This window comes from Thiohalomonas denitrificans, from assembly GCF_016841685.1.
Taxonomy (GTDB): domain Bacteria; phylum Pseudomonadota; class Gammaproteobacteria; order Thiohalomonadales; family Thiohalomonadaceae; genus Thiohalomonas; species Thiohalomonas denitrificans_A.
The window spans coordinates 1-25,688 of record NZ_JAENYR010000054.1 but is presented as its reverse complement, the minus strand read 5'-3'; the positions used below and the strand labels follow the sequence as shown (position 1 = coordinate 25,688).

Here is a 25,688-nt window from a genome sequence, read left to right as displayed (position 1 = left end):
AATTCGGCAATGTCTCGCTGCTGCACTTCACCGATTGCCATGCACAGCTCAAGCCCGTCTATTTTCGCGAGCCCAACGTCAACCTCGGCATCAAGGGCGCCTACGGGAATGCCCCCCACCTGGTCGGTGACAAGCTGCTGGAACACTTCGACATCAAACCGGGGAGCCTGGAGGCACACGCCTTCACCTATCTCAACTACGGCGAGGCGGCTGAGCAGTACGGCAAGGTCGGTGGTTTTGCGCACCTGTCCACGCTGGTTAAAAGCATCCGCGAGTCGCGTGGTGACGGCAACAGCCTCCTACTGGACGGCGGCGACACCTGGCAGGGCTCCGGGACCTCGCTGTGGACCCGCGGCAAGGACATGGTCGGCGCCTGCAACAGGCTGGGCGTGGACATCATGACCGGCCACTGGGAGTTCACCTACCGTGACGAGGAGGTGCTCGACAACATCAAGGACTTTGACGGTGAGTTCGTGGCACAGAACGTCCGGGTCGATGAGATGGCGATGTTCGACTACCGCTTCGAAGACTTCCCGGATTACAACGAGGACACCGGCCACGCCTTCAAGCCCTACACCATCCGTAACGTGGGCGGCGCCAAGGTGGCCGTGATCGGCCAGGCATTCCCCTATACCCCTATCGCCAATCCGTCGCGCTTCATCCCGGACTGGACCTTCGGCATCCGCGACGACGCGATGCAGAGCCTGGTTGACAACATCCGTGCCAACGAGAAGCCGGACCTGGTGGTGGTCCTCTCCCACAACGGCATGGATGTGGACCTGAAGATGGCCTCGGTCGTCAGCGGCATCGACGCCATCCTCGGCGGCCACACCCACGACGGCATGCCGGCGCCCTCCATCGTCAAGAACCCGGGTGGCAAGACCCTGGTCACCAATGCAGGCTCCAACGGCAAGTTCCTGGGCGTGCTGGACCTGGACGTGCGCGGCGGCAAGGTGCGCGACTTCCGCTATCGCCTCCTGCCAGTCTTCTCCAACATGCTGGACCCGGACTCCGAGATGGAGGCCTACATCGACGAAATTCGCGCCCCCTTTATGAATACGCTGAGTGAAGAGCTGGCGGTAGCCGAAGACCTCCTCTACCGGCGCGGCAATTTCAATGGCACCTTCGATCAGATCATCTGCGATGCGCAGCGTGCGGTCGGCGATGCGCAGATTGCCTTGTCGCCCGGTTTCCGGTGGGGCACCACCGTGCTGCCGGGGCAGGCCATCACGATGGAACACATCATGGACCAGACGGGAACCACCTATCCGGAGACCTACGTGCGCGAGATGGCCGGTGCCGAGATCAAGCTGATCCTCGAGGACGTGCTCGACAACCTCTTTAACGAGGATCCCTACTACCAGCAGGGGGGCGACATGGTGCGGGTCTCCGGGCTCGATTACACCTGTAACCCGACAGCGACCATCGGCAAGCGTGTCAGTGACATGCAGCTCGAAGACGGCACCAAGATTGACGCTGACAAGCAGTACAAGGTCGCGGGTTGGGCCACCGTCGGTTCGCAGTCGCCGGGCGCCCCCATCTGGGAGGTGGTGGCGGAGTATCTGCGCGACCAGAAGACGATCGGTGCGGGCAAGCTCAATACGCCCAAGCTCAAGAACGTGGCCAACAATCCCGGCATCGCCGATTATGCTGGCAAGACTCTGACTTGATCCTTGTCGGAATGCCACGGAGGCGCCCCTGCGCCTCCGTGGTCCATCATGTGCTTGTGAACAGCACGACCAGACCGACCAGCACCGTAACACACAGCATGAGCGCTACCCGCATCGCCATGCGCCCGCCGCAGATCCCCGCCACCAGCCCTACCTTCACGAACGTATTCACCACCGAGGCGATGATGATGCCGCGGACCGCCACCTCCGGAGCGAGGCCGTCCCTGGTCAGCCGGGCCAGCGAGAGGGTGATGGCGTCTACATCGGCAATGCCCGAGAGGGCGGCGGTCAGGTAGATCCCGACATCGCCGAACCAGAGCTGCGCGAATTTCGCCGCCAGCATCACGGCTACCAACAGTGCCGCGAATCTCAATGCCGGAAGCAGTTCAAACGGGTTTTGCAACCGGATCGGCTGCTGCTGGGTCCGACGCTTCTCGCTGAACCAGGTCCACAGGACGAAGCCGTAGCCGACGGCGCTCATGGAGGCCAGTGGCGCTATCAAGATCTCCAGCAGGCCGGGGTTCACGACCGCAACCTCGAGGAGTACACGCGGGAACATGGTTGTGGCAGCGACTACCACGCCCGCTGCCAGCAGTGCATGGATGCTGCGGTTTCTCTTTCCGAGACGCGAGAGGTTCAGGGTGAGGGCTGTGGAAGAGGCCAACCCGCCGAAAATGCCGGTAAGAAAGATGCCGATGCGCGTGCCCGCGATCTTGATGGCGAAGTAGCCGACGAAGGAGATGCCGGCAATCAGCACCACCAGCCACCAGATGACATACGGGTTGAGTGCCCCCGAAGGGCCATAGCCGCTATTCGGAAGAATAGGCAGCAGCACCACCGAGATCAGCAGTAGCTTGAAGGTGGCAAACAATTCACGCTGTTCGAGTTGTGCTACCCATCGGTGGAGGAGCGGCTTTATGCCGAGCAGAGTCGTCATCACCACGGAAGCCGCCGCGGCGATTGCTGTTGAGCCCTGGATGGCAAGGGCGCCGAGCGCAAAGGTCAGCAGTGCCGCAACCACGGTGGTGATGCCGTAACCGCGGTCACTATGGGCGCCAAGAACGTAGGCACTGGTAACGGCAGCGGCGAAGCCGAGATAGGCGATGCCGAGCACCAGCGGACCAAACTGTTCCGCCAGCAGTGCCCAGACCGCACCCAGCAGGCTGATGAGGCCGAAGGTGCGAATGCCGGCGATCCGGTGGCCCTCTTCTTCCTCACGTCCTTGCCAGCCCCGTTCCAGGCCTACCAAAAGCCCCAGGGCCAATGCGATAGCAAGTCGCTGCCAAACGTCGTCCATGACTGGACAGTAATCGATTGTGACTTGCCGTGCCACATCCCTCGATGCGTCGGCAGGGTAAACGCAGACTCACAAGCTTGGTGCTTGAACGCAAGATTAATGGCCCCGGTTTCTTGATTTTTCCTGTTTTCTTTACCAGAAGTTCTGTTGGGCAACCTGAAAATGTCACAACAGGAGGAATCCATGACCGACAACAGCAATGACGCCGCCCGCCGCTTCTTTATCAAGACTATTGCAGCCGTTCCGATTGCCGCCGCTGCGGCGGTTGGTGGTCGTGCAATGGCGGCACTGGTGACCGGGGAGGATCCGACCGCTAAATCCCTCGAGTACACCTCAACGAGTGAGATGGAGGGCCAGGGCTGCGCGAATTGCGCCCTCTACCAGGGCGGCGATGCCCCGGAAGGTGACTGCCCGCTTTTCCCGGGCAAGCAAGTGGTTGCTACCGGCTGGTGTAAATCCTGGGCGCCGAAGCCGTAGCTCCTTGCCCGTGTGTCACTAAAGAGCCCGGCCCTAAGTTCGAGAGGGCCGGACTTTATCAAAGGCCACCGCGGCGCAGTAGCATCTCTTCCGGAGGGGGATTCAGGTAAACCTGCTCGGCAATGTAGAGGTGTGGATGGTGCCGGAAATGGTGCTTCAGGAGTATGATGGGAACGACGAGAGGAATCCGCTCCTGCCGGTACGCCCCGATTACCTCCAGCAACTCCGCCTTGTCTTCCTGCTGCAGGGAGTCCTTCAGGTATCCCATCAAGTGGTAGAGGACATTTGTCTGGAGTTTGATGGTGGCCGGGTGTTTGAGAGCCCTCATAAAGGTCTCCATGTATTCTCCGGCGAGCGGCCGCAGGGGGCGCTTGCCCGCGGCTGCGATCATGCGTCCCAATCGTCGATACGCTTCCAGCCCGTGCGCCATCAGGCTCAGTTTGTGGATGGTGTGAAAGTGAATCAGGGCAGGTCTGGTGAGTCCGGACGCCTCCAGGTTTTGCCAACGCCGATAGGCAAACAAGCGCTCGAGGAAATTGTCGCGCAAGTTAGGGTCCCCCAGCCGACCCTCCTCTTCTACCGGGATCAGGGGATAGGCGGTCATCAAGGCCCGGGCAAACAGGCCGGAGCCGTGGCCCACCTGGCTGTTTTCACCATAGACCTTTACCCGCTCCATGCCGCAGCTTGGCGATTTGCTCTTCAGAATGTACCCCGAAATTTCATTTAGTGTCTGGAGTTGGCGGGTACTGAAGGCTTCTATGGCATCGGTCGCGTCCAGGTTCTTGTCGTGGACCCCGACGAGGCGCGGGTGTTCGGGATTGCCCTCAAGGCGAATAGCGGGACGCGGGACCCCCAGGCCGACGGCGATTTCGGGGCAGATCGGCACGAACTCGAAGAATCGACCCAGGGTTCCAACGATGTAGGCGTCCAGCTTGTGGTTGCCGTCGAAACGGACCGCTTCGCCCAAAAGGCAGCTGCTAATGCCTAACTTCAAGTGCCTGACATCATTCAAGTCCATCATACCGTAATCGTAGATTGAAGACCGGCAAAGCGGCCGTCAGACGGCCAGGCCCATGGGGGCATTGCAGCCGGCCAACTGAAATATTAGAGTTAGTTAATAAAGCTATTGCGGAACGATCATCATCATGACCAAGTCTCAGCGCGGCCCGGCTGTCGAACACTTCTCGGACCTGCTCAAAATCCAACCCGACGGGAGCCCCCGTCTGCTGCCGAATATCCACCATATTCCCGAGCTTCTGGACCTTGATGCGGAAACGGTACTGGCTCGGTTCAAGGCGGATCAGCGGAAAGACTTCTCTCGTATCATTGCGGAGTTGAACGAACCGGACAATCCCCTTTATCACCTGTTTGATGAGCTGCGGGCGATTGCCGCGCGCGACCCCAATAACCGTTTCGGGCAGACGGCACTGTTTAGGACCGGGAAACTGGAGCATCAGTTTCAGCACCTGCATGACCACGTGATGGATCATCCGGTTTGGCGCCATCCGTTTTTTGTGCGCATGTTTGAGGGTCGCTTCACCAGCCGGCAGTTGGTGCGGTTTGCGCTCCAGTACTTCAATCAGGTCAAGAATACCCGCCAGTGTGTTGCGTTGGCGCTGGGCCGCTTTTCGGGCTTTCAGGATTTGCCTTACGGCACGCTCAACGAACGGGTATCGGAGTTGACCCAGATCGTCCTGGCGCAGCTGATCGCTGACGAGTACGGCGTGGGGAGCCATGAGCTCGACGATTATCCCTCCATGGCGGGTCTGTTCGGGTCGGCCACCCATATCGTCATGTATCGCAAGTTGTTCGATGGGTTGGGGATCCCGTTCGAAGAGCAGGATGTGGCGATGCTTCAAGGGGTGGCAGATAACGTGCTAACCCAGCGGCTCGTGGCCGGCGACCCGGTCTTCTCGAGGCTGGAAGCCCTCTCCTCGGTGGGCCTGGGAATGGAGTGGGGCGTTCCGGAGTTCTTTACCCTGCTGCTCGGGGGCGTGGTTCGCCACGCCTGGCGAAACGACGTACCAATCACGGCAGATCATCTGGACGTCTTTATCGCCCACGTAAAGTACGATGTGCTGCACGCCATCTCGGTAATGTTGGTGACCAGCTTCTACGCCGAGGACGAAAAGGCCGTGGATCGGATCAAGGGCGCCGTCAACGCGCTGATGGCCGGCCGTTACGGCATGATGACCGAAATGTACCGGCACGTGTTTGATGAGGATTGTGCCGGTCTGGCCGATATTCATCCGGCCGATCGCTACCGGCTACGCGACCGGCGAATCGAGCAGGCGCTGCTCAGGGCGCGCGGCGAGGTGGCGGATGCCACCGTTATCGACGCGGCGGCGTACAAGCAGCGGCAGGATACGCCGTACGTCTTTGCTCAGGTCGTGCCGCCTCTTGAGCAGACCCCCTGACCCGTGGCGGTACCGATGGGTACCGCTATACTTACAGGGGCTTTGCTGGCAAGAGAGGTATTGCAATGGCTGACAGACAGTGCGAGCCCCGAATCGGGGAGTGGCACAAGAACGAGCAGGGAATCTCGTTCGAGGTAATTACCGTTGACGATGAGGAGCAGTTGATTGAAATCCAGTACTTCGACGGAAGTGTCGAGGAACTCGATTTCAACATCTGGCGTCACGCAGACTTCACCTCACGTGAATCGCCCGAGGAGTGGTCCGGTCTTCACGACTTTGACCTGGAACTCGACAATGTTGGCGAGGGCATTCACCGGACAGTCTGGTCCGGTCCGCTGGACGCGGTAGACTTCGAAACCGAACTGGGCTGAGTAACCGCTGAATCATTGAGGTCGAGGAACGAGCCGGACCACTTTCCCTCTAGTTTGCCAGGATGAGCGGCGTGCCTGTGGCGGTCTGCAGGGACTCCAACACGTCCGGATCACGATATCTCTCGGCGTAGCCGAGTACCAGGAGGCTGGCGCGGAGTGTTCGGACGTTTATCGCTATCGTTTCCGGGCTGGTGTCATCAATGGGAATGAAAAGGGCGGTATGTTGGAGTCGTTCCAGAAGGGGCATGGCCCGGTCGCGTAATACATCGCCCTGCTCGCTTGCGGGAATGAATATATGTAACGGGATATGGTTCGAGAGTGTGACTGCAACTTCCAGGGCGTGCAGCGACTGCGGGGAGCCATCGAGGAGCGTGGCGATCACTCCGGGAACATGGCGCGGCTGCTCCGGATAGCCACTGCCGCGGCGGGGCAGGATGTATACGTCCGCTTCAGTGGCCGTCAGTGCGGCGGCGGGCAGGGAGCCGCGGGTTACCGAAAAGCTCCATTTCACCCGATTGAGCGCCGCATTTCGCCGAAGCATGCGTTGCAGTTCCGTTGCATGGTTTTTCAGATCCCGCTCCAGGCGGGTCAGCTCCATTCGGCGAATCACGGCCGAACCGAAGCCGATTTCGCAGGTAAAAGGGAGCTGGGCGACACGCCGCAGTTCCTCATCCTCGACGAAGATAGCCTGAAGGCTGGCCCGCATCGATTTGGCCAGCAGCGCAGCGGCTTCCAGTATGGCCTTATCATGGACGTAGTCGAGCGCGAGCAGGATGCGGTGCGCGCTTTCATTGTGGTCCTGTTCAGGATGGATCATCGAGTCTTACCCTACCCTCATCCCCTTTGAACTTCTCCTTCGCCTGGTCGGCAAAGGTCTGCCGGACAAGCGACATCTCGGTGAGTCGATTCTGCACCAACCCGTTAAGACTCTCTTCCGGGTAGTTCCCCTCCTGGTCTCTCTCTCCGGCTGCCTGGCCGGTCAGCAGGGCTATGGCCTGGTCCACGCTCTCCACGGGGTGGATGTGGAACTGCCCCTGCTTGGCGGCTTCCACAATATCCGAGCGCAGCATCAGGTGTTTGACGTTGGAGGCCGGGATTAGCACCCCCTGTTCGCCGTTCAGGCCGCGAGCCCGACAGACATCGAAAAAGCCCTCGATCTTTTCGTTGACCCCCCCGATCGGTTGAACCTCACCGTGTTGGTTGACCGAGCCGGTCATGGCAAACGATTGCTTGATCGGGATCCGCGACAGCGCCGACATCAAAGCGCACAACTCCGCCAGTGAGGCGCTGTCACCGTCGACGCCTGCGTAGGATTGTTCGAACACCAGACTCGCCGACAGGGACAACGGATGGTCCTGTGCATACCGGGACGCCAGGAACGAAGAGAGGATGAGCACCCCTTTTGAGTGAATGGGACCGCCCATTTCCACTTCGCGTTCGATATCGACCACCTGCCCCTCGCCAATATGGACCGTAGCGGTGATCCGGGACGGTTGACCAAACGCATACTGGCCCATGGCAAGAACCGACAGTCCGTTGATTTGGCCGACTCTGGCGCCATCGGTGTCTATATAGATGGTGTTGCGTTGAATGGCTTCCTGTATCTGTTCCCGGACACGAGAAGATCGATACACATAGTGGTCGATAGCGGTCTGGATATCCTCCGCAGTTACCGTGTCGCGGTTCGCCTCGCCGGCCCAGTAGTCCGCCTCACGCAGGGTGTCGGCGATAGAGCGCATGTGGGTGGTCAGCTTTTCGGAATCCTCCACCAGCCTTGCGCCATGCTCGATTACGCGGGCGACCGCACCACGGTCGAAGGGACGCATCCGTTCCTTTTGAGCCAGAGTGGCGATCAGCCGTGCATACAGTGCCTGACTCTCCTTGCTCCGGTCGATATGACCTTCGAAGTCGGCGGCTACCTTGAACAGTTCGGCGAAGTCCGGGTCGTAGGCATGCAGCAGATAGTAGATGAAGCGATCGCCCAGAATGACGACCTTGATATCCAGCGGGATGGGCTCGGGCTCCAGTGAGACGGTGCTCACCAGGCTGAGCATCTTTTCCAGCGATTCGATGCGGATCTCGTTGGAGTAGAGTGCCCGCTTCAACCCTTCCCAAGCATAGATGTGGGTGAGGAGTTTGTGGGCATCGAGAATCAGATAACCACCACTCGCCTCGTGAAATGCACCCGGTTTGAGAAGGGTGAAATCGGTCACCAGTGCGCCATATTGGGCCAAATGTTCGGCGCGGCCCACCAGGTTCAGATAGGTCGGGTTATCCAGATAGGTTACCGGTGCCCCTTCGGTAGTGCTGTGATCCACTATCACATTAACCTTGTAGCGGTGGAGCGCCCGCGGGTCGCGTTGCTGCTGCTGGCCAAGGATGCCTTCGCTCTCCTCGCCCTTGATGAAGTCCTTGACGTTGTCCACCACATCCTGGCGAACCGCATCCAGATAGGTCGCCACATCGGGTAGATCAGCGTAGCGCTGTTTGAGTTCATCGATGAGGTGACCCACCACCGACATGGTGACTTCGCGGTTGATTTCCTTGATGCGGTCTCGCACCTCACGCCGCCAAACCGGGATCTGCTGGATTATCCGCTGCAGTTTCTCCTGGAGATTGGCGACAACCTCCTCCGTATGCTGCTGCGCCTTCCTGGGCCACTTGGCGAACTCGTCGGGTCCCACCACTTCTCCCTTGCGCATGGGGGCGAAGGCAAAGCCACTGGGGGTGCGAAACAGCTTGATGTCGTGCTTGGCCGCCTCTTCCGATAGCTCTTCAAAGGCGCTTTCCTGCCGTTCTTTGAGCTCATCCTCGATGCTTTGGACATGTGCCCGGTATTCGTCACCTTCGAAGGCCGCCGGAATGGAGCTGGCGAGTTCCTCGACAAAATGCTCCATATCGTCACGAAGGCGGCGCCCCTGACCGGCAGGAAGACGCAGGGAGCGGGGCTTGTGGGCCTGATCGAAGTTGTTCACGTAGACCCAGTCGGGCGGAGTGGGGCGGGTGGCCGCCTTTTCACCCAAAAAACGATCGATGAGCGTGTGCTTGCCCATTCCCGAGGGGCCCATCACGTAGAGGTTATAGCCCTCACGCCGCATTCCGACCCCGAAGTGGACGGACTCGAGGGCTCGCCTCTGACCAATGATCTCGGTCAGTTCTTCGAGTTCGGATGTGGTCTCGAATTCGAATTGGGCGGGGTCGCAGGGGTGGAAGAGTGCGCTGGACGGAAGCGATTCGGTAGTCATGAAATTCCTTGGAGTTTCCCTGGCTGCTTGGGAAATTGTATATGAAGCAAAGGGCATTGCACCGCAGAGGCGCAGAGTTCGCAGAAGGTCCCTGAGAGACTCGAATAGAACCCTCTAAAGAGAGAAGCCATCGAAGCAACGGGTCGCATTCCGGGCGAAGGACAATCCCGCTGACGTAAGCCAGGTAGACTGAATTCGATGCTTTTCACGGTTCCTTTGCGTCCTCCGCGTCTCTGCGGTGCGATTCAGGTGTCATACCTTCAGCGGTTTGTACTTTATGCGGTGCGGGTTGGTGGCTTCTTCGCCGAGGCGGCGTTTGCGGTCGGCCTCGTAATCGGCGTAGTTACCCTCGAACCAGGTCACCTGGGAGTTGCCCTCGAAGGCGAGGATGTGGGTGGCGACGCGATCGAGAAACCAGCGATCATGGGAGATCACCACGACCGAGCCCGGAAACTCCAGGATGGCCTCTTCCAGCGCCCGCAGGGTCTCCACATCCAAATCATTGGTGGGCTCGTCGAGCAGTAGCAGGTTGCCGCCGCTCTGCAGCAGCTTGGCCAGATGGAGCCGGTTGCGCTCACCGCCCGAGAGATTGCCGACCCGCTTCTGTTGATCGGCGCCTTTGAAGTTGAAGCGACTGACATAGGCGCGGGAGTTAATCTCGAAATCGCCCACAGTCATGATGTCGTGACCGTCGGAGATCTCCTCCCATACCGTCTTTTTAGCATCCAGGGCGTCGCGGCTCTGATCCACATAGGCCAGCTTCACCGTATCGCCGATACGCAGTTCACCGCCATCCGGCCTCTCTTCACCCATCAGCATCCGGAACAGCGTTGTCTTACCCGCACCGTTGGGACCAATGACGCCGACAATGCCGCCGCGGGGCAGGTCGAAAGACATGTCCTCAACCAGCAGGCGATCGCCAAACCCCTTGCAGATCTTGTCCGCTTCGACGACCACATCCCCAAGGCGCGGGCCGGGTGGAATAAAGAGTTCGTTGGTCTCGTTGCGCTTCTGATAGTCCTTGGAAGCCATCTCATCGTAGCGTGAGAGGCGCGCCTTGGATTTGGACTGGCGGCCCTTGGGATTCGAGCGCACCCACTCCAGCTCCTGCTTCATTGACTTCGCACGCGCCTGCTCCTGCTTCTGCTCCATCTCCAGGCGCTTCTCCTTCTGCTCCAGCCAGGAGGAGTAGTTGCCCTCCCAGGGAATGCCGTGGCCACGGTCCAGTTCCAGGATCCAGCCGGCGACGTTGTCGAGGAAGTAGCGATCATGGGTGACCGCAACCACGGTGCCGCTGTAGTCATGCAGGAAGCGCTCCAGCCAGGCCACCGACTCGGCATCCAGGTGGTTGGTGGGCTCATCCAGCAGCAGCATGTCGGGCTTTTCCAGCAGTAGCTTGCAGAGTGCCACGCGGCGGCGTTCGCCCCCCGACAGATTGGTGACATCGGCATCCCAGGGAGGGAGGCGCAGGGCGTCGGCGGCGATTTCCAGGTGACGCTCGAGATCGTGGCCGTCGGTGGCCTGAATCAGTGCTTCAAGTTCGCCCTGCTCCTTGGCGAGGGCGTCGAAATCGGCATCCGGGTCGGCATAGGCGGTATAAACTGCGTCGAGACGGGCCAGGGCGTCTTTGACAGGTTTGACCGCCTCCTCCACATTACCGCGCACATCCTTTTCGGGGTCGAGCTGCGGCTCCTGAGGCAGGTAGCCGATCTTGATCCCGGGTTGCGGACGCGCTTCGCCTTCAAACTCGGTATCGATTCCCGCCATAACGCGCAGTAGCGAGGATTTACCGGCGCCGTTGAGACCCAGTACGCCGATTTTGGCGCCCGGGAAAAAAGAGAGGGAGATATCCTCCAGAATGGTCCGCTTCGGCGGCACCACCTTGGAGACGCGGTTCATGGTATAGATGTACTGGGCCATAGAGTTTAAAGCGCACAATCGGGTGGAAATGAAAGCGCATTATAACGAGGCGCTATGGATGGCAGCAAAACCCGCTTTCAAACGTGACTGAAACCCTGAATTTGAAGGATTATCACGGCAGAATCATTTCATCTGGTCTATGTTTCTAACCAATAACAAGATTTCCTGAGCCCTGGATTGGACTCAAGCGGGGGATAATGGACAAGATTAAGGAAGCCGCGACCGAATACAGCGGACCCATATTGGCAAGACCCGTTCCGGATATCACCGAACCTGTGTTTGTGCTCGGCGCAAACGGCTCGATTTTGAACCACAGCCGGGCCGCCGCTGCCCTGACGGAGTTCGCTTCCGAAGACTTCTTCGACCTGCTTCATCCAGATGACCGCCATTCCTTTTCGTCCGCCCTCGACCAGCGAAGTTCCGAGTCGACCATCATGGCGCGCATCGTCACCCCCGAGGGGCATCGCTTGTGTCGCTGGTCACTCATGGATACCGGGGACGGAGCGATTTTAGCTATCGCCAAGCCCCTGAATGACGCCGCGGAGGCCGAAGGCCTTCCCGCAGAGGCTGAACTGGCCGACGCACTCTTTCGCTCTGAAAACACGGTGGGGCTGGTGCTGGACGGCGAGGGATTCATCGTGCGGTTCAGTCCGGGCGCCGAACGGCTTAGCGGCTTACAGGCCGAGGAGGTACTCGGAACCCCCATCTGGAAAACGGTGATCGCTCCGGAGCAGGCGGACGTCGTCCGTCGCTGCTTCGAATTGCCGCTAAAAAGCCGTCAGTGGGCACAAGATATCGTCTGGCGGACGGGTGATGGCGGACGGCGACGTCTCTCCTGCTCTATCACGGCGGTCGGTGGTAATGACCAGCGGGCCGCCTATTTTGTGGCTAACGCAATCGATCTCACCGAATGCTGTGCCGCCCAACGACAGCTTGCCGAGGCGGAAGAGCGCTATCGCCGGTTGGTGGAGCTCTCGTTTGAGCTCGAAGTAACCCAGTGTGAGGGCCGAATCGTTTCCATGAACCAGTGCGGTGCCGAGTTCCTTGGTGCCGATTCACCGGAGATTTTCATTGGGCGGCCTATTACCAGCCTTTATGCGCCCGACTGCCGCGAAACCGTATCACAGCGGGCGCAGTTGACGGTTGAACGATGGGAATCGGCACCGCTGGAAGAGCGTGAAATGCTGCGGCTCGATGGCAGCACGGTAACGGTGGAGGTGGCTGCGATACCGATGAAATACCAGGGACGACCGGCTACCCATGCGGTGATTCGGGATATTTCCCGACGCAAGGCGAACGAGCGCGAATTGCTTCGCTATCGGGAACACCTGGAGGAACTGGTGGCCCAGCGTACGACGGAACTGGTGGCGGTGAACCGGGAACTGGAGACGTTCAGCCACTCGGTTTCCCACGATTTGCACGCGCCACTTCGCGCCATTAATGGTTTTGTCGGGGTCCTGCAGGAAGACTTCGGCGATCAGTTCCGGGGAGGGGCACTTCACTACCTGGGCCGTGTGGCCGCCAATACCGAACGGATGGCGGGGATTATCGACAACCTGCTCATCCTTTCCCGGGTCACCCGGCAAACGATGAAACAGCAGCCGGTGGATTTGGCGGAAGTGGGCCGCAGTGTGTTGGAAGAGCTGCGTATTGCCGAACCGGATCGGCAGACGGAAATACTCTTCGATGACGGTATGCAGGCGGTTGGCGATCCGGCTCTGCTTCGTGTCGTGGTTCAAAACCTTTTGGGCAATGCCTGGAAGTATTCGGCCCGGGAAGCGGCGCCGAGGATTGAATTCCGTACCGAAGAGGACGAAAAAGGTCGACGCCATTTCTGTGTGCGTGATAACGGTGTCGGCTTTGACATGACCCACGCAAAAGATCTGTTCGGCGCTTTTAATCGCTTCCATAGCCCCTCGGAATTCGAGGGCGAGGGGATCGGACTGGCGACCGTTAAGCGCATCATTTTGCGCCATGGCGGCGAAGTCTGGGCTCACAGCTCTGAAGGCGAGGGCGCCTGTTTCTGTTTCCGTCTCCCTGGCGTAAAGAGGAATTAATCGAAGTACCGGAAAATGCATCCGGCGCAGGTCTCATCAGGCACACAGCAGGTAGAGATAATGGTATCGCCTATCCCGAAACTCGGAACTTGGGATTTTCTCTATGTTACTGATTGGATTGACTTCTTCTCCTTGGTTGGCGTTTTGCAGGTGCTTTTCACTTGAGACGGTTTCCAACCCTGCATAGGATAGGCAATCCGGTATCGCCGGAGTGGCCAATGGACCAGGTGAATTCATATGGAACCTCAAGCGAGCACGATCCCTCTCAAAGTTCTCCTTGTCGAGGATTCCGAAGACGATGCCTTCCTCCTCATGCGTGAGCTGCGCAAGGGCGGATATCGCCCCGAATACCGCCGGGTAGATTGTTTGATCGATATCGAGTCCGCTCTTTCGGAGAGCTGGGATCTGGTGCTGTCCGACTACAGCCTGCCTGGCTTTACCGCCCTTGATGTGCTGCAGCTGCTGCAGGACTCGACGCTGGATCTGCCGTTTATCGTCGTCTCCGGGGCCGTGGGCGAGGAGACGGTGATCAATACGATTCACGCCGGTGCCCACAACTACATCATGAAGAACAATCTTGCCCGGCTGAATTCCGCGGTGGAGAGAGAGCTGGGGGAGGCGGAGGGGCGTCGGCAGCGCCGTCGGGCAGAACTGGCACTGCAGCAAAGTGAAGAGCACTTTCGACAGCTGGCCGGCAACATCGATGGCGTACTGTGGCTTATCGATCTGGACGAAGCACGGATGATTTACGTCAATCCGGGATTTGAGCAGATTTGGGAGCGCTCCGCGACCACGCTTTTCCACGCACTCGACGAATTCCTTGAATTTGTCCATCCCGAGGATTACGACCGGATTGAATCCGTTCTCATGGAAAAAGGCTGGGTAGGCCTGAATGAAGAGTATCGTATCCAGCGACCGGATGGCAGCGAGCGCTGGCTGGCCACCCATTCATTTCCGATTCGCGACGAGTCGGGACGCATTTATCGATGTGCCGGCCTGACCAGCGATGTGACTGCACGTAAGCAGGCCGAACAGGAGCGCGAAAAACTGTTCCGGGCCCTGGAGCAGACGGCCGATATGGTCATGATCACCAACCGTGACGCCGTCATCGAATACGTGAATGCCGCCTTTGAGGATGTGACCGGCTATGGTCGCCAGGAAGTGACGGGCAAACGGCCCAATATTCTCAGCTCCGGTATACAGGATCCGGACTTCTTCACGCGCATGTGGCGGGCCCTCTCCAACGGTTTGCCGTTTACCGATCTTTTCATCAACCGCCGCAAGGATGGCGACCTTTACTATGAGGCCAAAACCATCACCCCGGTCCGCGACGAGCACGGGGACGTGACCCACTTCGTCGCCACCGGCAAGGACGTGACCCGTCGCCTGGGCCGGCAGGAGTCGCTTCAACATCTGGTAGGACGGGATGCACTCACCGGGCTGGGCAACCGGTTACTGTTTGTTGAGCGCCTTTCGAAGGGATTGCTGAGTGCCCGCAGGGCCAATGAGTCTCTGGCCGTCATGTGCATCGGCATCGATCTCTCCGGGTTGCTGGGCGAGGCACAGATGGAGGAGCTCGGTGAGCGTCTGTTGATAGCCGCGGCACACCGAATCAAAAAGAATCTCGACAGGGCCGAGGGGCTTGCGCGCCTGAAACGGGAGCAGTTTGCTGCGGTTATCTCCGGGTTGGATGATTCGGCCGAACTGGAACTTCTCGCCCAGCGGTTGATTGATGCTTTTTCCGAACCGGTGGAAGCCGACGGCTACCAGCTTTTTCTGACGCTCAGTGTCGGAATCAGCGTTTTTCCCCATGATGGTGCAGAAACCGAGCCCCTTATCCGGCACGCGGAAACCGCCATGCAACACACCCGAGCGACCGAACGGGCCGGCTATGGCTTTTTCAACTCGGGCATGTCTTTCTCACGGGGTGAAAAGCCGCTGTCCAGTTAAGTGGCTTGCCCTTGGAACTCATTCACCCCCGCCGCGGGTTTAGCCGTTGCAGGGGTGTTTTCGTTCCGGGCTTTGAAAGATGATCCCGTAGCCATTTGCTGGTCAATATAAGAATCGGCTAATATATGCCGCTCTGGCAGAGGATTGAAACGCATGCGGATACAACCATTAATTGCGGTGGCCGTCCTGGTGCTTGCCCCCTGGACCGTTGCCGGTGCCGCCGAGCTGCCGTTTGCTGTTGCGGAGGCACGGGTCGAAACGGTCGATCGGGAGCAGATTTTCGACGCTGTTCTCGAAGCTGTGCACCGGGCGACGGTTTCAGCACAGACCTCCGGGCGAATTCTCGAGGTAAATTTCGACATCGATGACTACGTCTCGAAGGACGATATCATTGTTCGCCTGCGCGACCAGGAGCAGCGTTCGGCACTGAATGCCGCTGAGGCCGCGTTTGCCGAGGCAGAGGCCAGTTTCAGACGCATCCGGGACCTGCTGGGTCGCAACCTGGTGTCCCAGTCGGAGTTCGACAAGGCCCAAGCCGCCCTCAAATCGGCCCGGGCAGCGGTGGAACAGGCTCGGGAACAGCTTGAATATACCCGGGTGCGGGCCCCCTTCAGCGGCATTGTGGTGGAGCGCCATGTGGAGCCCGGCGAAACGGCCAGTCGAGGGCAACCCCTGATGACCGGCCTCTCCCTCGAGCAGCTGCGCGCCACGGCCAACGTATCTCAGCCTTACGTGGATGAGGTCCGCCAGCGCGGGCAGGCTCGCATCACGCTTCCCGCCGCGGTCGGCGAAGAGCATCAGGTCGTCGAGGCCAAAAGCATAACCGTCAGTCCCTTTGCGGACCCGCAGAGCCATACCTTCCGCGTTCGTGTCGATTTGCCGGATGGGCGGCACGGCGTTTATCCGGGCATGTTCGCGAAAGTGGCTTTTACCGTCGGCGAACGGGAGCGACTGCTCGTTCCGCGCCAGGCGGTGGTGCAGCGTTCCGAGGTAACCGCTGTTTACGTCGTGCGGGATGGGCGCATTAGCTTCCGACAGATCCGTGTTGGCCGTCATCACGACGGGATGACCGAGGTGTTGGCCGGTCTTTCCGGCGGTGAAAAGGTCGCTCTGGACCCGATTCGGGCCGGTGTCTACCTGAAGCAAGTTCGTGCAGGTGAAGCTCAATGAGTGAAAAGCTGGGTATTTCCGGCCGCATTGCCAGACGCTTCCTCACCACCGAGATCACGCCGCTGCTGGCGCTCGTCGGACTGCTGCTGGGCGTCTTTGCGGTGCTGGTTACCCCCCGCGAGGAAGAGCCGCAGATCAACGTTACCTTTGCCAACATTTTCATAGCCTACCCGGGCGCACAGGCGCGGGAAGTCGAGAACCTGATCAGTACCCCGGCCGAACAGATCCTCTCCGAAATCGAAGGGGTGAACCATATCTATTCCACCTCGCGTCCCGGCATGTCCGTGCTGACCATCGAGTATGAAGTGGGCGAGGATCGCACCGATGCCATTGTGCGGCTCTATAACGCGATCTTCTCCAATCAGGACTGGCTTCCAGAGAACCTGGGCGTGGCCCAGCCGATTATCAAGCCCAAGGGTATCGATGATGTTCCGATCGTGTCGCTGACCCTGTGGAGCGAGGATCCCGCTGTCGGCGGATACGAGCTGCAGCAGGTGGCTCATGCCATCGAATCGGAGCTGAAGCGCGTCCAGGGTACCCGGGATATCTATACCATCGGTGGTCCGGATCAGGTCGCGCACGTCCTGCTGGATCCGGCCAGGCTGGCTGGCTACGGCATCGCCTTTGGCGATCTGCGCCAGGCCCTGCAGGTCTCCAATGCCACCCGGCCTTCAGGTGCGCTGGTTAATGACAACCGCGAAATCCTGGTCCAGTCCGGCGAATTCCTGACCTCGGTGGATGAGGTGCGTTCGCTGGTAGTGGGAGTTCATGACGGCAAGCCGGTCTATCTGGATGACGTGGCCGAGGTCACTCGCGGTCCCGATCAGCCTGAGCAATATGCCTGGTTTGGTACCGGCCCTGCGGCCGAAGCCAAGGGAATCGACACCGCCGGTGAGTTTCCTGCCGTGACGGTGGCGATTGCGAAACAGCCGGGAACCAACGCGGTGGCGATTGCCGATGAGGTTATCGAGCGTTTCGAACAGCTGAAGGGCACCTTTGTCCCGGACGGGGTTCAGGCGACGGTAACCCGCAATTACGGTGCGACGGCCAACGACAAGGCGCAGACCCTGATCACAAAGCTGATGTTCGCCACCGCTTCAGTAGCGGTGCTGGTGCTACTGGCTTTGGGGTGGCGGGAGGCCATCATTGTCGGCACCGCAGTGGTCATCACCCTGGCCATTACCCTGTTTGCATCCTGGGCCTGGGGATTCACCCTCAATCGAGTATCGCTATTCGCACTGATTTTCTCCATCGGGATTCTGGTCGATGATGCCATCGTGGTGGTGGAGAATATCCATCGTCATATGCAATTCGGAGACAAGAGCCTGCTGGAGTCAATCCCGGCCGCGGTCGATGAGGTTGGGGGCCCGACCATCCTGGCCACCCTCACCGTCATTGCCGCACTGCTGCCCATGGCCTTTGTGACCGGTTTGATGGGGCCCTATATGAGTCCGATTCCCATCAATGCCAGTATCGGCATGCTGATCTCCCTGGCCGTCGCATTCATGATCACACCCTGGATGTCGAACAAGATGCTGAGTCGCTCGCATGCGGCCCATAGTGGAGACGAATCGGGTGAAAACGGGATCTACAAGTTGTTCCTGCGTGGTATCGGCCCGTTTCTGAGCGAACGCAAGGGGCGCGGCAGGCGCTGGATACTGGGCGGTGCGGTGGTAGTGTTCATTATGGGCTCCATGGCACTGGTCGGCATGCAGCTGGTGGTGATGAAGATGCTGCCCTTCGACAACAAGTCGGAGTTCCAGATCGTGGTCGACATGCCCGAAGGCACCAGCGTCGAGCGGACCGCCCGGGTATTGGGCGAACTCGGCGAATACCTGGCGACGGTTCCCGAGGTCACCGACTATCAGGCCTACGCGGGCACGGCCTCGCCGATCAACTTCAATGGACTCGTGCGTCAGTACTACCTGCGGGAGGGCGCATACGTCGGCGATATTCAGGTAAATCTCGCCGACCAGCACGACCGTGAACGCCGGAGTCATGACATTGCCCTGTCCGTGCGCGAGCCGCTCCAGGCGATTGGGCGTCAGTACGATGCCAACGTCAAAATCGTCGAGGTACCACCCGGCCCACCGGTACGATCACCGCTCGTGGCGGAGATCTATGGACTCGATTACCAGGGACAGATCGAAGTGGCCAGGGAGGTTCGGTTGGTGTTCGAATCGACCGAAGACATCATCGATATCGATGATTCCGTGGAGGCGCCTGCACCGAAATTCATCCTGCGGGTCGATCAGCAGAAAGCGGCGCTGCTCGGGGTGCCGCAGCAGAACGTGGTCGAGGCGGTCTACACGGCTCTATCCGGTAGCGATGTTTCCTACCTCCATGACGCCAATGTGAAATATCCGCTGCCGATCCGCTTGGAGTTCCCCGTTGCCGACAAGGCGGAGATCGAATCGGTACTGCAACTGCGGATGAAGACCATGCAGGGCACACTGGTGCCGCTTTCGGAGATCGCCTCCGTGCGGGAGACCACCAGGGAAAATGCAATCTATCACAAGGATCTGCAGCAGGTGGTTTACGTGATGGCCGACATGGCGGGAGAACTGGACAGTCCGCTCTATGGGATGTTCGCTATCCGGGACAAACTGATGCAGCAGCCGCTGCAGTTCGGGGCCACCATCGACCAGTTCCTGATCGATCCGCCGGAAACCCCCTATGAGTACAGCCTGAAGTGGGATGGGGAGTGGCAGGTGACCTACGAGACTTTCCGCGACATGGGAATCGCCTACTCGGTGGGGCTGCTACTCATTTATCTATTGGTCGTCGCCCAGTTTCGTTCCTATCTGGTGCCACTGATCATCATGGCTCCCATTCCGCTGACCCTTATCGGGGTGATGCCCGGCCATGCGTTGATGGACGCCAAGTTCACGGCAACATCGATGATCGGTATGATCGCTCTGGCGGGTATCATCGTTCGCAACTCGATCCTTCTGGTGGACTTCATCAACCAGCAGGTGCGGGAGGGTATCGCCCTGGATGAGGCCGTGATCCGGGCCGGTGCGGTTCGTGCCAAGCCCATTGTCCTGACCGGCCTGGCGGCCATGATGGGGGCGTTCTTCATCCTGGATGACCCGATCTTCAGCGGGCTGGCGATCTCGCTGATCTTCGGTATTTTTGTCTCCACCCTGCTGACGCTGGTGGTCATTCCGGTGATGTATTATGCCTTTATGCGCAAGCGCGTCGAGTTCATCCGCGCGCGGGATTAGAGCCGGACACCAGCCAGAGTGAACGATCGGAATCGTATTCACTCGGTAGGCGCAAGGCCGGGAACCGATAGATCGTTGAAGCACCTTCGTCAGGCACTGTCCCCGGTGAGACGAATAAAGTATGCTTTCTCCCCATAAATTGCGCGTATGAATACGATAAATCGATATGGCTGATAGACGCCTGCAAGTTTTCCACACCGTGGCCCGGTTGCTCAGTTTTACAAAAGCAGCCGAATCGTTACACATGACCCAGCCGGCGGTAACTTTTCAGGTTCGCCAGCTGGAGGAGTATTTCAATACCCGCCTTTTCGATCGTACGCACAACCGGATAAGCCTGACTGAAGCGGGAGGGCGCGTATATCGCTACGCCGATGGGATTTTTGCGCTCTACGCCGAGATGGAAAATGCCGTCCGCGATCTCACCGGTGAGGTGAGCGGAGTCCTTATGGTGGGGGCCAGTACCACCGTTGCCGAATACATGCTGCCGGCGCTCCTGGGAGACTTCAAGAGAAAGTATCCGGAGGTGAATATTCGCCTTTCGGTGGCCAATAGCGATGCCATTGTGGCGATGGTGGAGAACAATTCCATCGATCTCGGGGTGGTAGAGTCACCGGTCCACAACAAGAATCTGGTGGTTGAAACCTGCCGGGTTGACCAGATGGTGCTGATCGTTCCTCCGGGACACGAATTGGCAGACCGGGATTCGGTGCCCATTTCCGCGCTGCTGGAATACCCCTATATTTGTCGCGAGGAGGGCTCCGGTACCCGCGAGGTGATTCTGGATCAGCTCAAGCAGACCTCCATCGACTCGGCCAACCTTGATGTGGTGATGGAACTGGGCAGCCCGGAAGCGGTGAAGGGCGCGGTCGAAGCAGGGATGGGCATATCCATTGTATCCCGCGCTACCATCGCCAAGGAGCTGGAGCTGGGTACGCTGCTGGCGATTAACATCCAGCCTCCCATGGAGCGTCCGTTTTCCTTTGTCCACCAGAAACAGAAATTCCGGTTGCGGGCGATCGAAAAGCTGCTCGACTTCGCCAAGACCTATTGTCAGGAACACCCCTGAGCGACCGCTATGGGCAATCCCGAAAAGAACCTGCTGGAGTGCTTTCGGCGCTTGCCCGAAGCCGAGCGTGACACGCTGGTAGCGTTCGCCGAATTCCTGGTGGAACGGGCCGGGAGCGAGCCGGTCGACAAGCAGCCCAAGCCGATCCCCCGTCCGGACACGGAAAGCGTGGTTGGGGCCATCAGGCGGCTCTCCGAGACCTACCACATGCTCGACCGCTCCAAAATGCTCCATGAAACCTCGGCCCTGATGGCCCAGCATGTGATGCAGGGCCGTGAAGCCTGCAAGGTGATCGACGAGTTGGAGGTGGTCTTTCGGCGACATCACCAACAGCAGTTCGGCGACGATACCCGATGAACGTCATTACCGAGTGGTTCCGGCGCTACTTCTCGGACCCCCAGGCGGTGCTGCTGGTGGTGCTGCTGGTGTTTGGCTTCGGTGTTGTCTTGACCATGGGCCGGATGCTGGCCCCGGTCCTGGCGGCGATGGTCATCGCTTACCTGCTGGAGGGCATCGTCGCGGTTTTGGAGCGGGAAGGAGGCGGAAGGACCAGTAGTGTTGTCCTGGTCTTCCTCGTGTTCATGACCTTCCTGATCTTCCTGCTGTTCGGGGTGGTGCCGCTGCTGTGGACGCAGACAGTGGAATTGATTCGTGAGCTGCCGAGCTATGTCAGCGCCGGTCGCGACGCCCTGCTGCGGCTGCCCGAGCACTATGCCTTTATTTCAGAGCAGCAGGTCAATGAAATCATCCATGTGCTGCGGCTCCACATTACCAATCTGGGGCAGCGGATGCTGTCGATCTCCATCTCCTCGATACCGGGTCTCATTACCCTGGTGGTGTACCTGATTCTGGTGCCTCTGCTGGTATTCTTCTTCCTGAAGGACAAGTATCGCATCGTTTCCTGGGTGACCGGGTTCCTGCCACGGGAGCGGTCCCTCGCCTCGCATATCTGGCATGAGGTCGATATCCAGATCGGAAACTACGTACGGGGCAAATTCTGGGAGATTCTAATCATCGGGGTGGCCACCTATGTGATCTTTGCCCTAATGGACCTCAAGTACGCGATTCTGCTGGGCGTACTGGTGGGGCTTTCGGTGCTTGTACCCTACATCGGCGCCGCGGTGGTTACCTTTCCTGTGGCGATGATCGCCTATTTCCAGTTTGGCTGGACTTCCGAGTTCGCCTGGATCATGGTGGCCTACGGCATCATTCAGGCCATTGACGGCAATATCCTGGTCCCGCTGCTGTTCTCGGAGGTGGTGAATCTGCACCCGGTAGCAATTATCGTCGCTGTGCTCGTCTTCGGCGGAATGTGGGGCGTCTGGGGCATTTTCTTCGCCATCCCGCTCGCCACTCTTGTCAACGCCCTGATCCGCGCCTGGCCCCGCACCGAACCGACTTCGCCCGAAGAGCCGGCGAGAAGTTGACCACGGGGAACACGGGGAACGGCTTTTTAAACCACAGAGGACACAGAGATTTAAAAAGAAGTTCTCCGTGTTCTCTGTGGTTTTCGGTAGTTCCCCGTGCGCCCCGTGTCCCCCATGGTTGGTTTTGTTCCCTACAGCGCCTCGGAGGCGAAATCCGCCAGCCGCGAGCGTTCGCCACGGAGCAGGGTGATATGGCCGCTATGGGCCCAGTCCTTGAAACGATCGACGACGTAGGTCAGACCGGAGTTGGTTTCGGTCAGATAGGGCGTATCGATCTGGGCGACATTGCCCAGGCAGATCACCTTGGTACCGGGACCGGCACGGGTGATCAGGGTTTTCATCTGCTTCGAGGTCAGGTTCTGGGCCTCATCGAGGATGATGTATTTGTTCAGGAAGGTCCGGCCCCGCATAAAGTTAAGGGAGCGGATCTTTACCCGTTTAGCCACCAGTTCCTGGGTCGCGGCTCGCTCCCAGTCACTGTTGTGTTCGGATTGGGTAAGGACTTCGAGATTGTCCATCAGGGCGCCCATCCAGGGAACCATCTTCTCCTCCTCGGTGCCGGGGAGGAAACCGATATCCTCGCCTACCGGCACAGTGACGCGGGTCATGATGATTTCGCTGTAAAGCTGTTCATCCAGGACCTGTGCAAGGCCGGCCGCTAAAGTCAGCAGCGTCTTGCCGGTACCGGCCTGACCGACCATCGTCACGAAATCGATCTCCGGATCCATCAGCAGGTTAAGGGCGAAGTTCTGCTCCCGATTACGGGCGGCAATGCCCCAAATCTTTTGGCTGCCGCGGTAATCTTTCACCGTCTCGATGATGGCGCTTTCGTCCTCCACCGTCCGCACAACGGCCTCGAAGGAAGCAGGTTCATTGTCATTTCCATTCAGAAAAAGGAACTCGTTGGCATGCCAGTTGGCGGTGTCGGGTCCAGCGATGCGGTAGAAGGTGCGCCCCTCCTTTTTCCAGGACTCCACCTTCTTGCTGTGCGACTCCCAGAAATCGCCGCTCAATGCTTGATTGCCGCTGTAGAGCAGATTGACGTCTTCCAGCACCTGATCGTTGCGGTAATCCTCGGCGTGAATACCGATAGCGGCAGCCTTGATGCGCATGTTGGTATCCTTCGATACCAGGATGACCGTCTGATCAGCGTGCGTTTCCCGGAGCGCGAGGGCCGTTCCGAGGATATTGTTGTCCGGCTTGCTGCCCGGCAGGGTGGCGGGAAGGTTGGCCTCCATACTGGAGGTCTGGAAAAAGATCCGGCCGGTGGGGCGCTGTCCGGCACTCTCCCCCGGCTCACCCAGGGGAAGGCCCGCATCGATATCGGCCTTGTTGGCCCCCGTCATCACCTCATCCAGGAAGCGGCTGGCCTGGCGAGCGTTACGGGCGACTTCCGAGTGTCCCTTTTTATTGTTATCGAGCTCTTCGATGACCACCATCGGCAGATAAATATCGTGTTCCTGGAAGCGGAACAGGGCCGTGGGATCGTGCATCAGCACGTTGGTATCGAGCACAAAAAGCCGCTTGCCCGCTGGACGGGCGCTCTTGTTGTCAGTCATTGAATGTTCAAAACTCCGGATGTTTTTCGGGTGCGGGACGGGAGCGCTTGTTGAGAAAAAACGCTGTGAAAACTCCGCGCAATCTGCATCTCAGTGGTGCGATTCTCACTCATCGTTTCGTGCATGGAGTCCTTTAACAGCCTCCAGAACCGCTTCGGCATGACCATCCACCTTCACTTTGCGCCACTCCTCCCGCAGGACCCCTGCAGCATCGACAAGAAAAGTACTGCGCTCGATGCCCATGACCTTGCGACCATACATATTTTTTTCCTTGAGAACATCGAATGCCCTGCAGAGGAGCTCTTCCTTATCGGACAGCAAATCGAAGGGGAAGCCCTGTCTGGCCTTGAAGTTTTCATGGGCCTTCACGCTATCCCGGGACACGCCCAGGATGACCGTGTCGTATTTGTGGAAGGAATCATGAAGATCACCGAACGCTTGTCCTTCCCGGGTGCAGCCGGGTGTGCTGTCCTTCGGGTAAAAATAGAGCACCAGGTTCCGGCCCCTGAAATCCGACAGACGGATCGTCTGATCGCCGGTGGCAGGCAGGCTGAAGTCGGGAATTGCCTTTCCGATCGCTATTTGGCTCATGGTTGTCCGCTCTCTTCGATATGGCCTTTAATCCTTCACCGCGCGGAGGGGCGGCGGAGGAATTGGACTGCCAACAACTGCAACAACTGACTGTCCCGTTTACTTGCGGGCGGTGAACTGCTCAGCCCTTGACCGGCTCGAGGACGGCATCAAGATTGAGCGAATCGCAGAAATCGAGAAACTCGTTTCGCAACTGGGCGATGTGAATATCGCCGGGAATGTTTACCGTGATGTTGGCCGAAAACATCTGGGTCCCGGTATGGGCCGCGCGATAGCTCTCGGTATAGAGATCCTCGATGTTGATGTTGCGGGTCGAGAAAAATCCGGCAAGCTGATTGACGATGCCGGGATGGTCAAGCGACACGACATTGATCAGGTAGGGCATCCCGCCGGGCCGATCGGGGCGCTCTTCGGTGCGCTTGGCAATGATGGTCAGCTCAAGCCGCTTTTCCAGTACGGGAAGCAGGTGTTCGAGCTTGGCGACTTCAGCCCAGGAGCCCTCCACCATCAGAAGAATGGCGAACTCGCCGCCCAGAACCGTCATGCGGGTATCGAGGATGTTACACCCCGCTTCCATTACGGGACCGGTAAGGCGATCGACGATGCCGGGCCGGTCCTTGCCGAGTGCGGAGATCACGAGATACTTGGGTTGAGTCATGCGGTAGAGTTCTTTTCCTTGGAGGTTCCGTATCGAGTTTATCACCCAATACGGGCTCCGACATAGCCGGCCCGGTGCGGCTGCAGGCGCTATTTTTGTTGCCAGTCGTACCCCTTGCTGCGCAGACTCGGATAAATGAAGGACTTGTAACCACGGGGTACACGGGGACCACGGGGTAAAACAGGTTTTCGTTTTTTTCTCCCCCGTGAACCCCGTGTTCCCCTTGGTTCGAGATTCAAGGAGTGAATCGTTAAGTTCTCCAAGAGCCGCGCCTCCCGCTACGAGGGCCCAAATCAGTGACAGAACATTCAGTTGCCATTGCGAGCCGTACCCGTCGCTGCGCGGGCCCCGAATCGGTGACGAACTCTTAACCGTCATTGCGAGCCGTACCCCCTGCTGCACAGACCCGAATCAGTGACGAACCTTCAGCCGTCATTGCGAGCCGTACCCCCTGCTGCGCAGGCCCGAATCAATGACGAACCTTCAGCCGTCATTGCGAGCCGTACCCGCCGCTACGCGGCCCCGAATCGGTGACGAACGTTCAGCCGTCATTGCGAGCCGTACCCGCCGCACGCGGCCCCGAATC

At 59.0% G+C, this 25,688-nt stretch carries 19 protein-coding genes; 11 read left to right on the top strand and 8 right to left on the bottom strand.

The genetic code is table 11. The features are described from left to right. Positions 1-1,670: thiosulfohydrolase SoxB (gene soxB, locus Q7L05_RS12000; RefSeq protein ID WP_303906757.1), on the top strand; the 1,670-nt coding region annotated here is incomplete at its 5' end. A gap of 46 nt (positions 1,671-1,716) precedes the next feature. Here the strand turns inward: soxB and Q7L05_RS11995 are convergent. Continuing rightward, positions 1,717-2,967 (bottom strand): MgtC/SapB family protein, encoded by a 1,251-nt coding sequence (locus Q7L05_RS11995; RefSeq protein WP_303906754.1) that lies wholly within the window; start codon positions 2,965-2,967, stop codon positions 1,717-1,719. 183 nt (positions 2,968-3,150) lie between these two features. On the opposite strand from Q7L05_RS11995, the gene Q7L05_RS11990 reads away from it, so the two are divergent. After that, the gene (locus Q7L05_RS11990; RefSeq protein WP_303906751.1) at positions 3,151-3,444 is read left to right on the top strand and encodes a high-potential iron-sulfur protein; all 294 of its coding nucleotides are present in this window, start codon (positions 3,151-3,153) and stop codon (positions 3,442-3,444) included. A gap of 58 nt (positions 3,445-3,502) precedes the next feature. On the opposite strand, the gene Q7L05_RS11985 is transcribed toward Q7L05_RS11990, so the two are convergent. Continuing rightward, positions 3,503-4,465 (bottom strand): YbgA family protein, encoded by a 963-nt coding sequence (locus tag Q7L05_RS11985; protein ID WP_303906747.1) that lies wholly within the window; start codon positions 4,463-4,465, stop codon positions 3,503-3,505. A 124-nt stretch (positions 4,466-4,589) separates the two neighbouring features. Between Q7L05_RS11985 and Q7L05_RS11980 the strand changes: the two genes are divergently transcribed. Both Q7L05_RS11980 and Q7L05_RS11975 read left to right on the top strand, forming a co-directional pair. Further along, complete coding sequence (locus Q7L05_RS11980; protein WP_303906745.1) at positions 4,590-5,861, top strand: TenA family transcriptional regulator; 1,272 nt, start codon at positions 4,590-4,592, stop codon at positions 5,859-5,861. 65 nt (positions 5,862-5,926) lie between these two features. Then, positions 5,927-6,232 (top strand): DUF6763 family protein, encoded by a 306-nt coding sequence (locus Q7L05_RS11975; RefSeq protein ID WP_303906742.1) that lies wholly within the window; start codon positions 5,927-5,929, stop codon positions 6,230-6,232. Positions 6,233-6,281: 49 nt separating this feature from the next. On the opposite strand, the gene Q7L05_RS11970 is transcribed toward Q7L05_RS11975, so the two are convergent. From Q7L05_RS11970 to ettA, 3 genes are all read right to left on the bottom strand, one after another. Beyond that, on the bottom strand, positions 6,282-7,049 hold the full coding sequence (locus Q7L05_RS11970) for a hypothetical protein (RefSeq protein WP_303906739.1): 768 nt from the start codon (positions 7,047-7,049) through the stop codon (positions 6,282-6,284). Next, a complete protein-coding gene (locus Q7L05_RS11965) occupies positions 7,036-9,477 on the bottom strand; it encodes a Lon protease family protein (RefSeq protein WP_303906736.1) in 2,442 nt (813 codons plus the stop codon). Before Q7L05_RS11965 ends, Q7L05_RS11970 begins: the two co-directional genes overlap by 14 nt. A gap of 252 nt (positions 9,478-9,729) precedes the next feature. Further along, positions 9,730-11,397, bottom strand: coding sequence for an energy-dependent translational throttle protein EttA (ettA, locus tag Q7L05_RS11960; protein ID WP_303906733.1), 1,668 nt, complete (start codon positions 11,395-11,397; stop codon positions 9,730-9,732). 197 nt (positions 11,398-11,594) lie between these two features. Here ettA and Q7L05_RS11955 point away from each other — a divergent pair, with 197 nt between their 5' ends. The 7 genes from Q7L05_RS11955 (at position 11,595) to Q7L05_RS11925 (ending at position 22,294) form a co-directional block, all read left to right on the top strand. Next, positions 11,595-13,454 (top strand): PAS domain S-box protein, encoded by a 1,860-nt coding sequence (locus Q7L05_RS11955; protein WP_303906731.1) that lies wholly within the window; start codon positions 11,595-11,597, stop codon positions 13,452-13,454. A gap of 237 nt (positions 13,455-13,691) precedes the next feature. Continuing rightward, positions 13,692-15,404 (top strand): PAS domain S-box protein, encoded by a 1,713-nt coding sequence (locus tag Q7L05_RS11950; RefSeq protein ID WP_303906729.1) that lies wholly within the window; start codon positions 13,692-13,694, stop codon positions 15,402-15,404. 153 nt (positions 15,405-15,557) lie between these two features. Further along, positions 15,558-16,574, top strand: coding sequence for an efflux RND transporter periplasmic adaptor subunit (locus Q7L05_RS11945; RefSeq protein WP_303906726.1), 1,017 nt, complete (start codon positions 15,558-15,560; stop codon positions 16,572-16,574). Continuing rightward, the gene (locus tag Q7L05_RS11940; RefSeq protein ID WP_303906723.1) at positions 16,571-19,801 is read left to right on the top strand and encodes an efflux RND transporter permease subunit; all 3,231 of its coding nucleotides are present in this window, start codon (positions 16,571-16,573) and stop codon (positions 19,799-19,801) included. The genes Q7L05_RS11945 and Q7L05_RS11940 overlap by 4 nt, the downstream gene beginning before the upstream one ends. Positions 19,802-19,967: 166 nt before the next feature. Then, on the top strand, positions 19,968-20,867 hold the full coding sequence (locus Q7L05_RS11935; protein ID WP_303906720.1) for a selenium metabolism-associated LysR family transcriptional regulator: 900 nt from the start codon (positions 19,968-19,970) through the stop codon (positions 20,865-20,867). Between the two features lie 9 nt (positions 20,868-20,876). After that, on the top strand, positions 20,877-21,224 hold the full coding sequence (locus Q7L05_RS11930; RefSeq protein WP_303906718.1) for a Crp/Fnr family transcriptional regulator: 348 nt from the start codon (positions 20,877-20,879) through the stop codon (positions 21,222-21,224). Continuing rightward, positions 21,221-22,294: an AI-2E family transporter gene (locus Q7L05_RS11925; protein WP_303906715.1), complete on the top strand. Its 1,074-nt coding sequence runs from the start codon at positions 21,221-21,223 to the stop codon at positions 22,292-22,294. The genes Q7L05_RS11930 and Q7L05_RS11925 overlap by 4 nt, the downstream gene beginning before the upstream one ends. 131 nt (positions 22,295-22,425) lie before the next feature. On the opposite strand, the gene Q7L05_RS11920 is transcribed toward Q7L05_RS11925, so the two are convergent. The 3 genes from Q7L05_RS11920 to Q7L05_RS11910 all read right to left on the bottom strand — a co-directional run bounded on the left by Q7L05_RS11920 (position 22,426) and on the right by Q7L05_RS11910 (position 25,102). Next, entirely contained in the window at positions 22,426-23,853 is a 1,428-nt protein-coding gene (locus Q7L05_RS11920) for a PhoH family protein (RefSeq protein WP_303906713.1), read from the bottom strand. A 105-nt stretch (positions 23,854-23,958) separates the two neighbouring features. After that, a complete protein-coding gene (locus Q7L05_RS11915) occupies positions 23,959-24,444 on the bottom strand; it encodes a peroxiredoxin (protein ID WP_303906710.1) in 486 nt (161 codons plus the stop codon). Positions 24,445-24,565: 121 nt separating this feature from the next. Beyond that, positions 24,566-25,102: a glycine cleavage system protein R gene (locus Q7L05_RS11910; RefSeq protein ID WP_303906707.1), complete on the bottom strand. Its 537-nt coding sequence runs from the start codon at positions 25,100-25,102 to the stop codon at positions 24,566-24,568. Positions 25,103-25,688: the final 586 nt, after the last annotated feature.

Bases quoted from the DNA above. Each gene is read 5' to 3' on its own strand.
- Q7L05_RS11930 (WP_303906718.1), top strand. From the start codon at position 20,877: ATGGGCAATCCCGAAAAGAACCTGCTGGAGTGCTTTCGGCGCTTGCCC.
- Q7L05_RS11990 (WP_303906751.1), top strand. From the start codon at position 3,151: ATGACCGACAACAGCAATGACGCCGCCCGCCGCTTCTTTATCAAGACT.
- Q7L05_RS11995 (WP_303906754.1), bottom strand. From the start codon at position 2,967: ATGGACGACGTTTGGCAGCGACTTGCTATCGCATTGGCCCTGGGGCTT.
- Q7L05_RS11965 (WP_303906736.1), bottom strand. From the start codon at position 9,477: ATGACTACCGAATCGCTTCCGTCCAGCGCACTCTTCCACCCCTGCGAC.
- Q7L05_RS11985 (WP_303906747.1), bottom strand. From the start codon at position 4,465: ATGATGGACTTGAATGATGTCAGGCACTTGAAGTTAGGCATTAGCAGC.
- Q7L05_RS11925 (WP_303906715.1), top strand. From the start codon at position 21,221: ATGAACGTCATTACCGAGTGGTTCCGGCGCTACTTCTCGGACCCCCAG.
- Q7L05_RS11920 (WP_303906713.1), bottom strand. From the start codon at position 23,853: ATGACTGACAACAAGAGCGCCCGTCCAGCGGGCAAGCGGCTTTTTGTG.
- Q7L05_RS11950 (WP_303906729.1), top strand. From the start codon at position 13,692: ATGGAACCTCAAGCGAGCACGATCCCTCTCAAAGTTCTCCTTGTCGAG.
- ettA (WP_303906733.1), bottom strand. From the start codon at position 11,397: ATGGCCCAGTACATCTATACCATGAACCGCGTCTCCAAGGTGGTGCCG.
- Q7L05_RS11975 (WP_303906742.1), top strand. From the start codon at position 5,927: ATGGCTGACAGACAGTGCGAGCCCCGAATCGGGGAGTGGCACAAGAAC.
- Q7L05_RS11980 (WP_303906745.1), top strand. From the start codon at position 4,590: ATGACCAAGTCTCAGCGCGGCCCGGCTGTCGAACACTTCTCGGACCTG.
- Q7L05_RS11910 (WP_303906707.1), bottom strand. From the start codon at position 25,102: ATGACTCAACCCAAGTATCTCGTGATCTCCGCACTCGGCAAGGACCGG.
- Q7L05_RS11935 (WP_303906720.1), top strand. From the start codon at position 19,968: ATGGCTGATAGACGCCTGCAAGTTTTCCACACCGTGGCCCGGTTGCTC.
- Q7L05_RS11940 (WP_303906723.1), top strand. From the start codon at position 16,571: ATGAGTGAAAAGCTGGGTATTTCCGGCCGCATTGCCAGACGCTTCCTC.
- Q7L05_RS11970 (WP_303906739.1), bottom strand. From the start codon at position 7,049: ATGATCCATCCTGAACAGGACCACAATGAAAGCGCGCACCGCATCCTG.
- Q7L05_RS11955 (WP_303906731.1), top strand. From the start codon at position 11,595: ATGGACAAGATTAAGGAAGCCGCGACCGAATACAGCGGACCCATATTG.
- Q7L05_RS11915 (WP_303906710.1), bottom strand. From the start codon at position 24,444: ATGAGCCAAATAGCGATCGGAAAGGCAATTCCCGACTTCAGCCTGCCT.
- Q7L05_RS11945 (WP_303906726.1), top strand. From the start codon at position 15,558: ATGCGGATACAACCATTAATTGCGGTGGCCGTCCTGGTGCTTGCCCCC.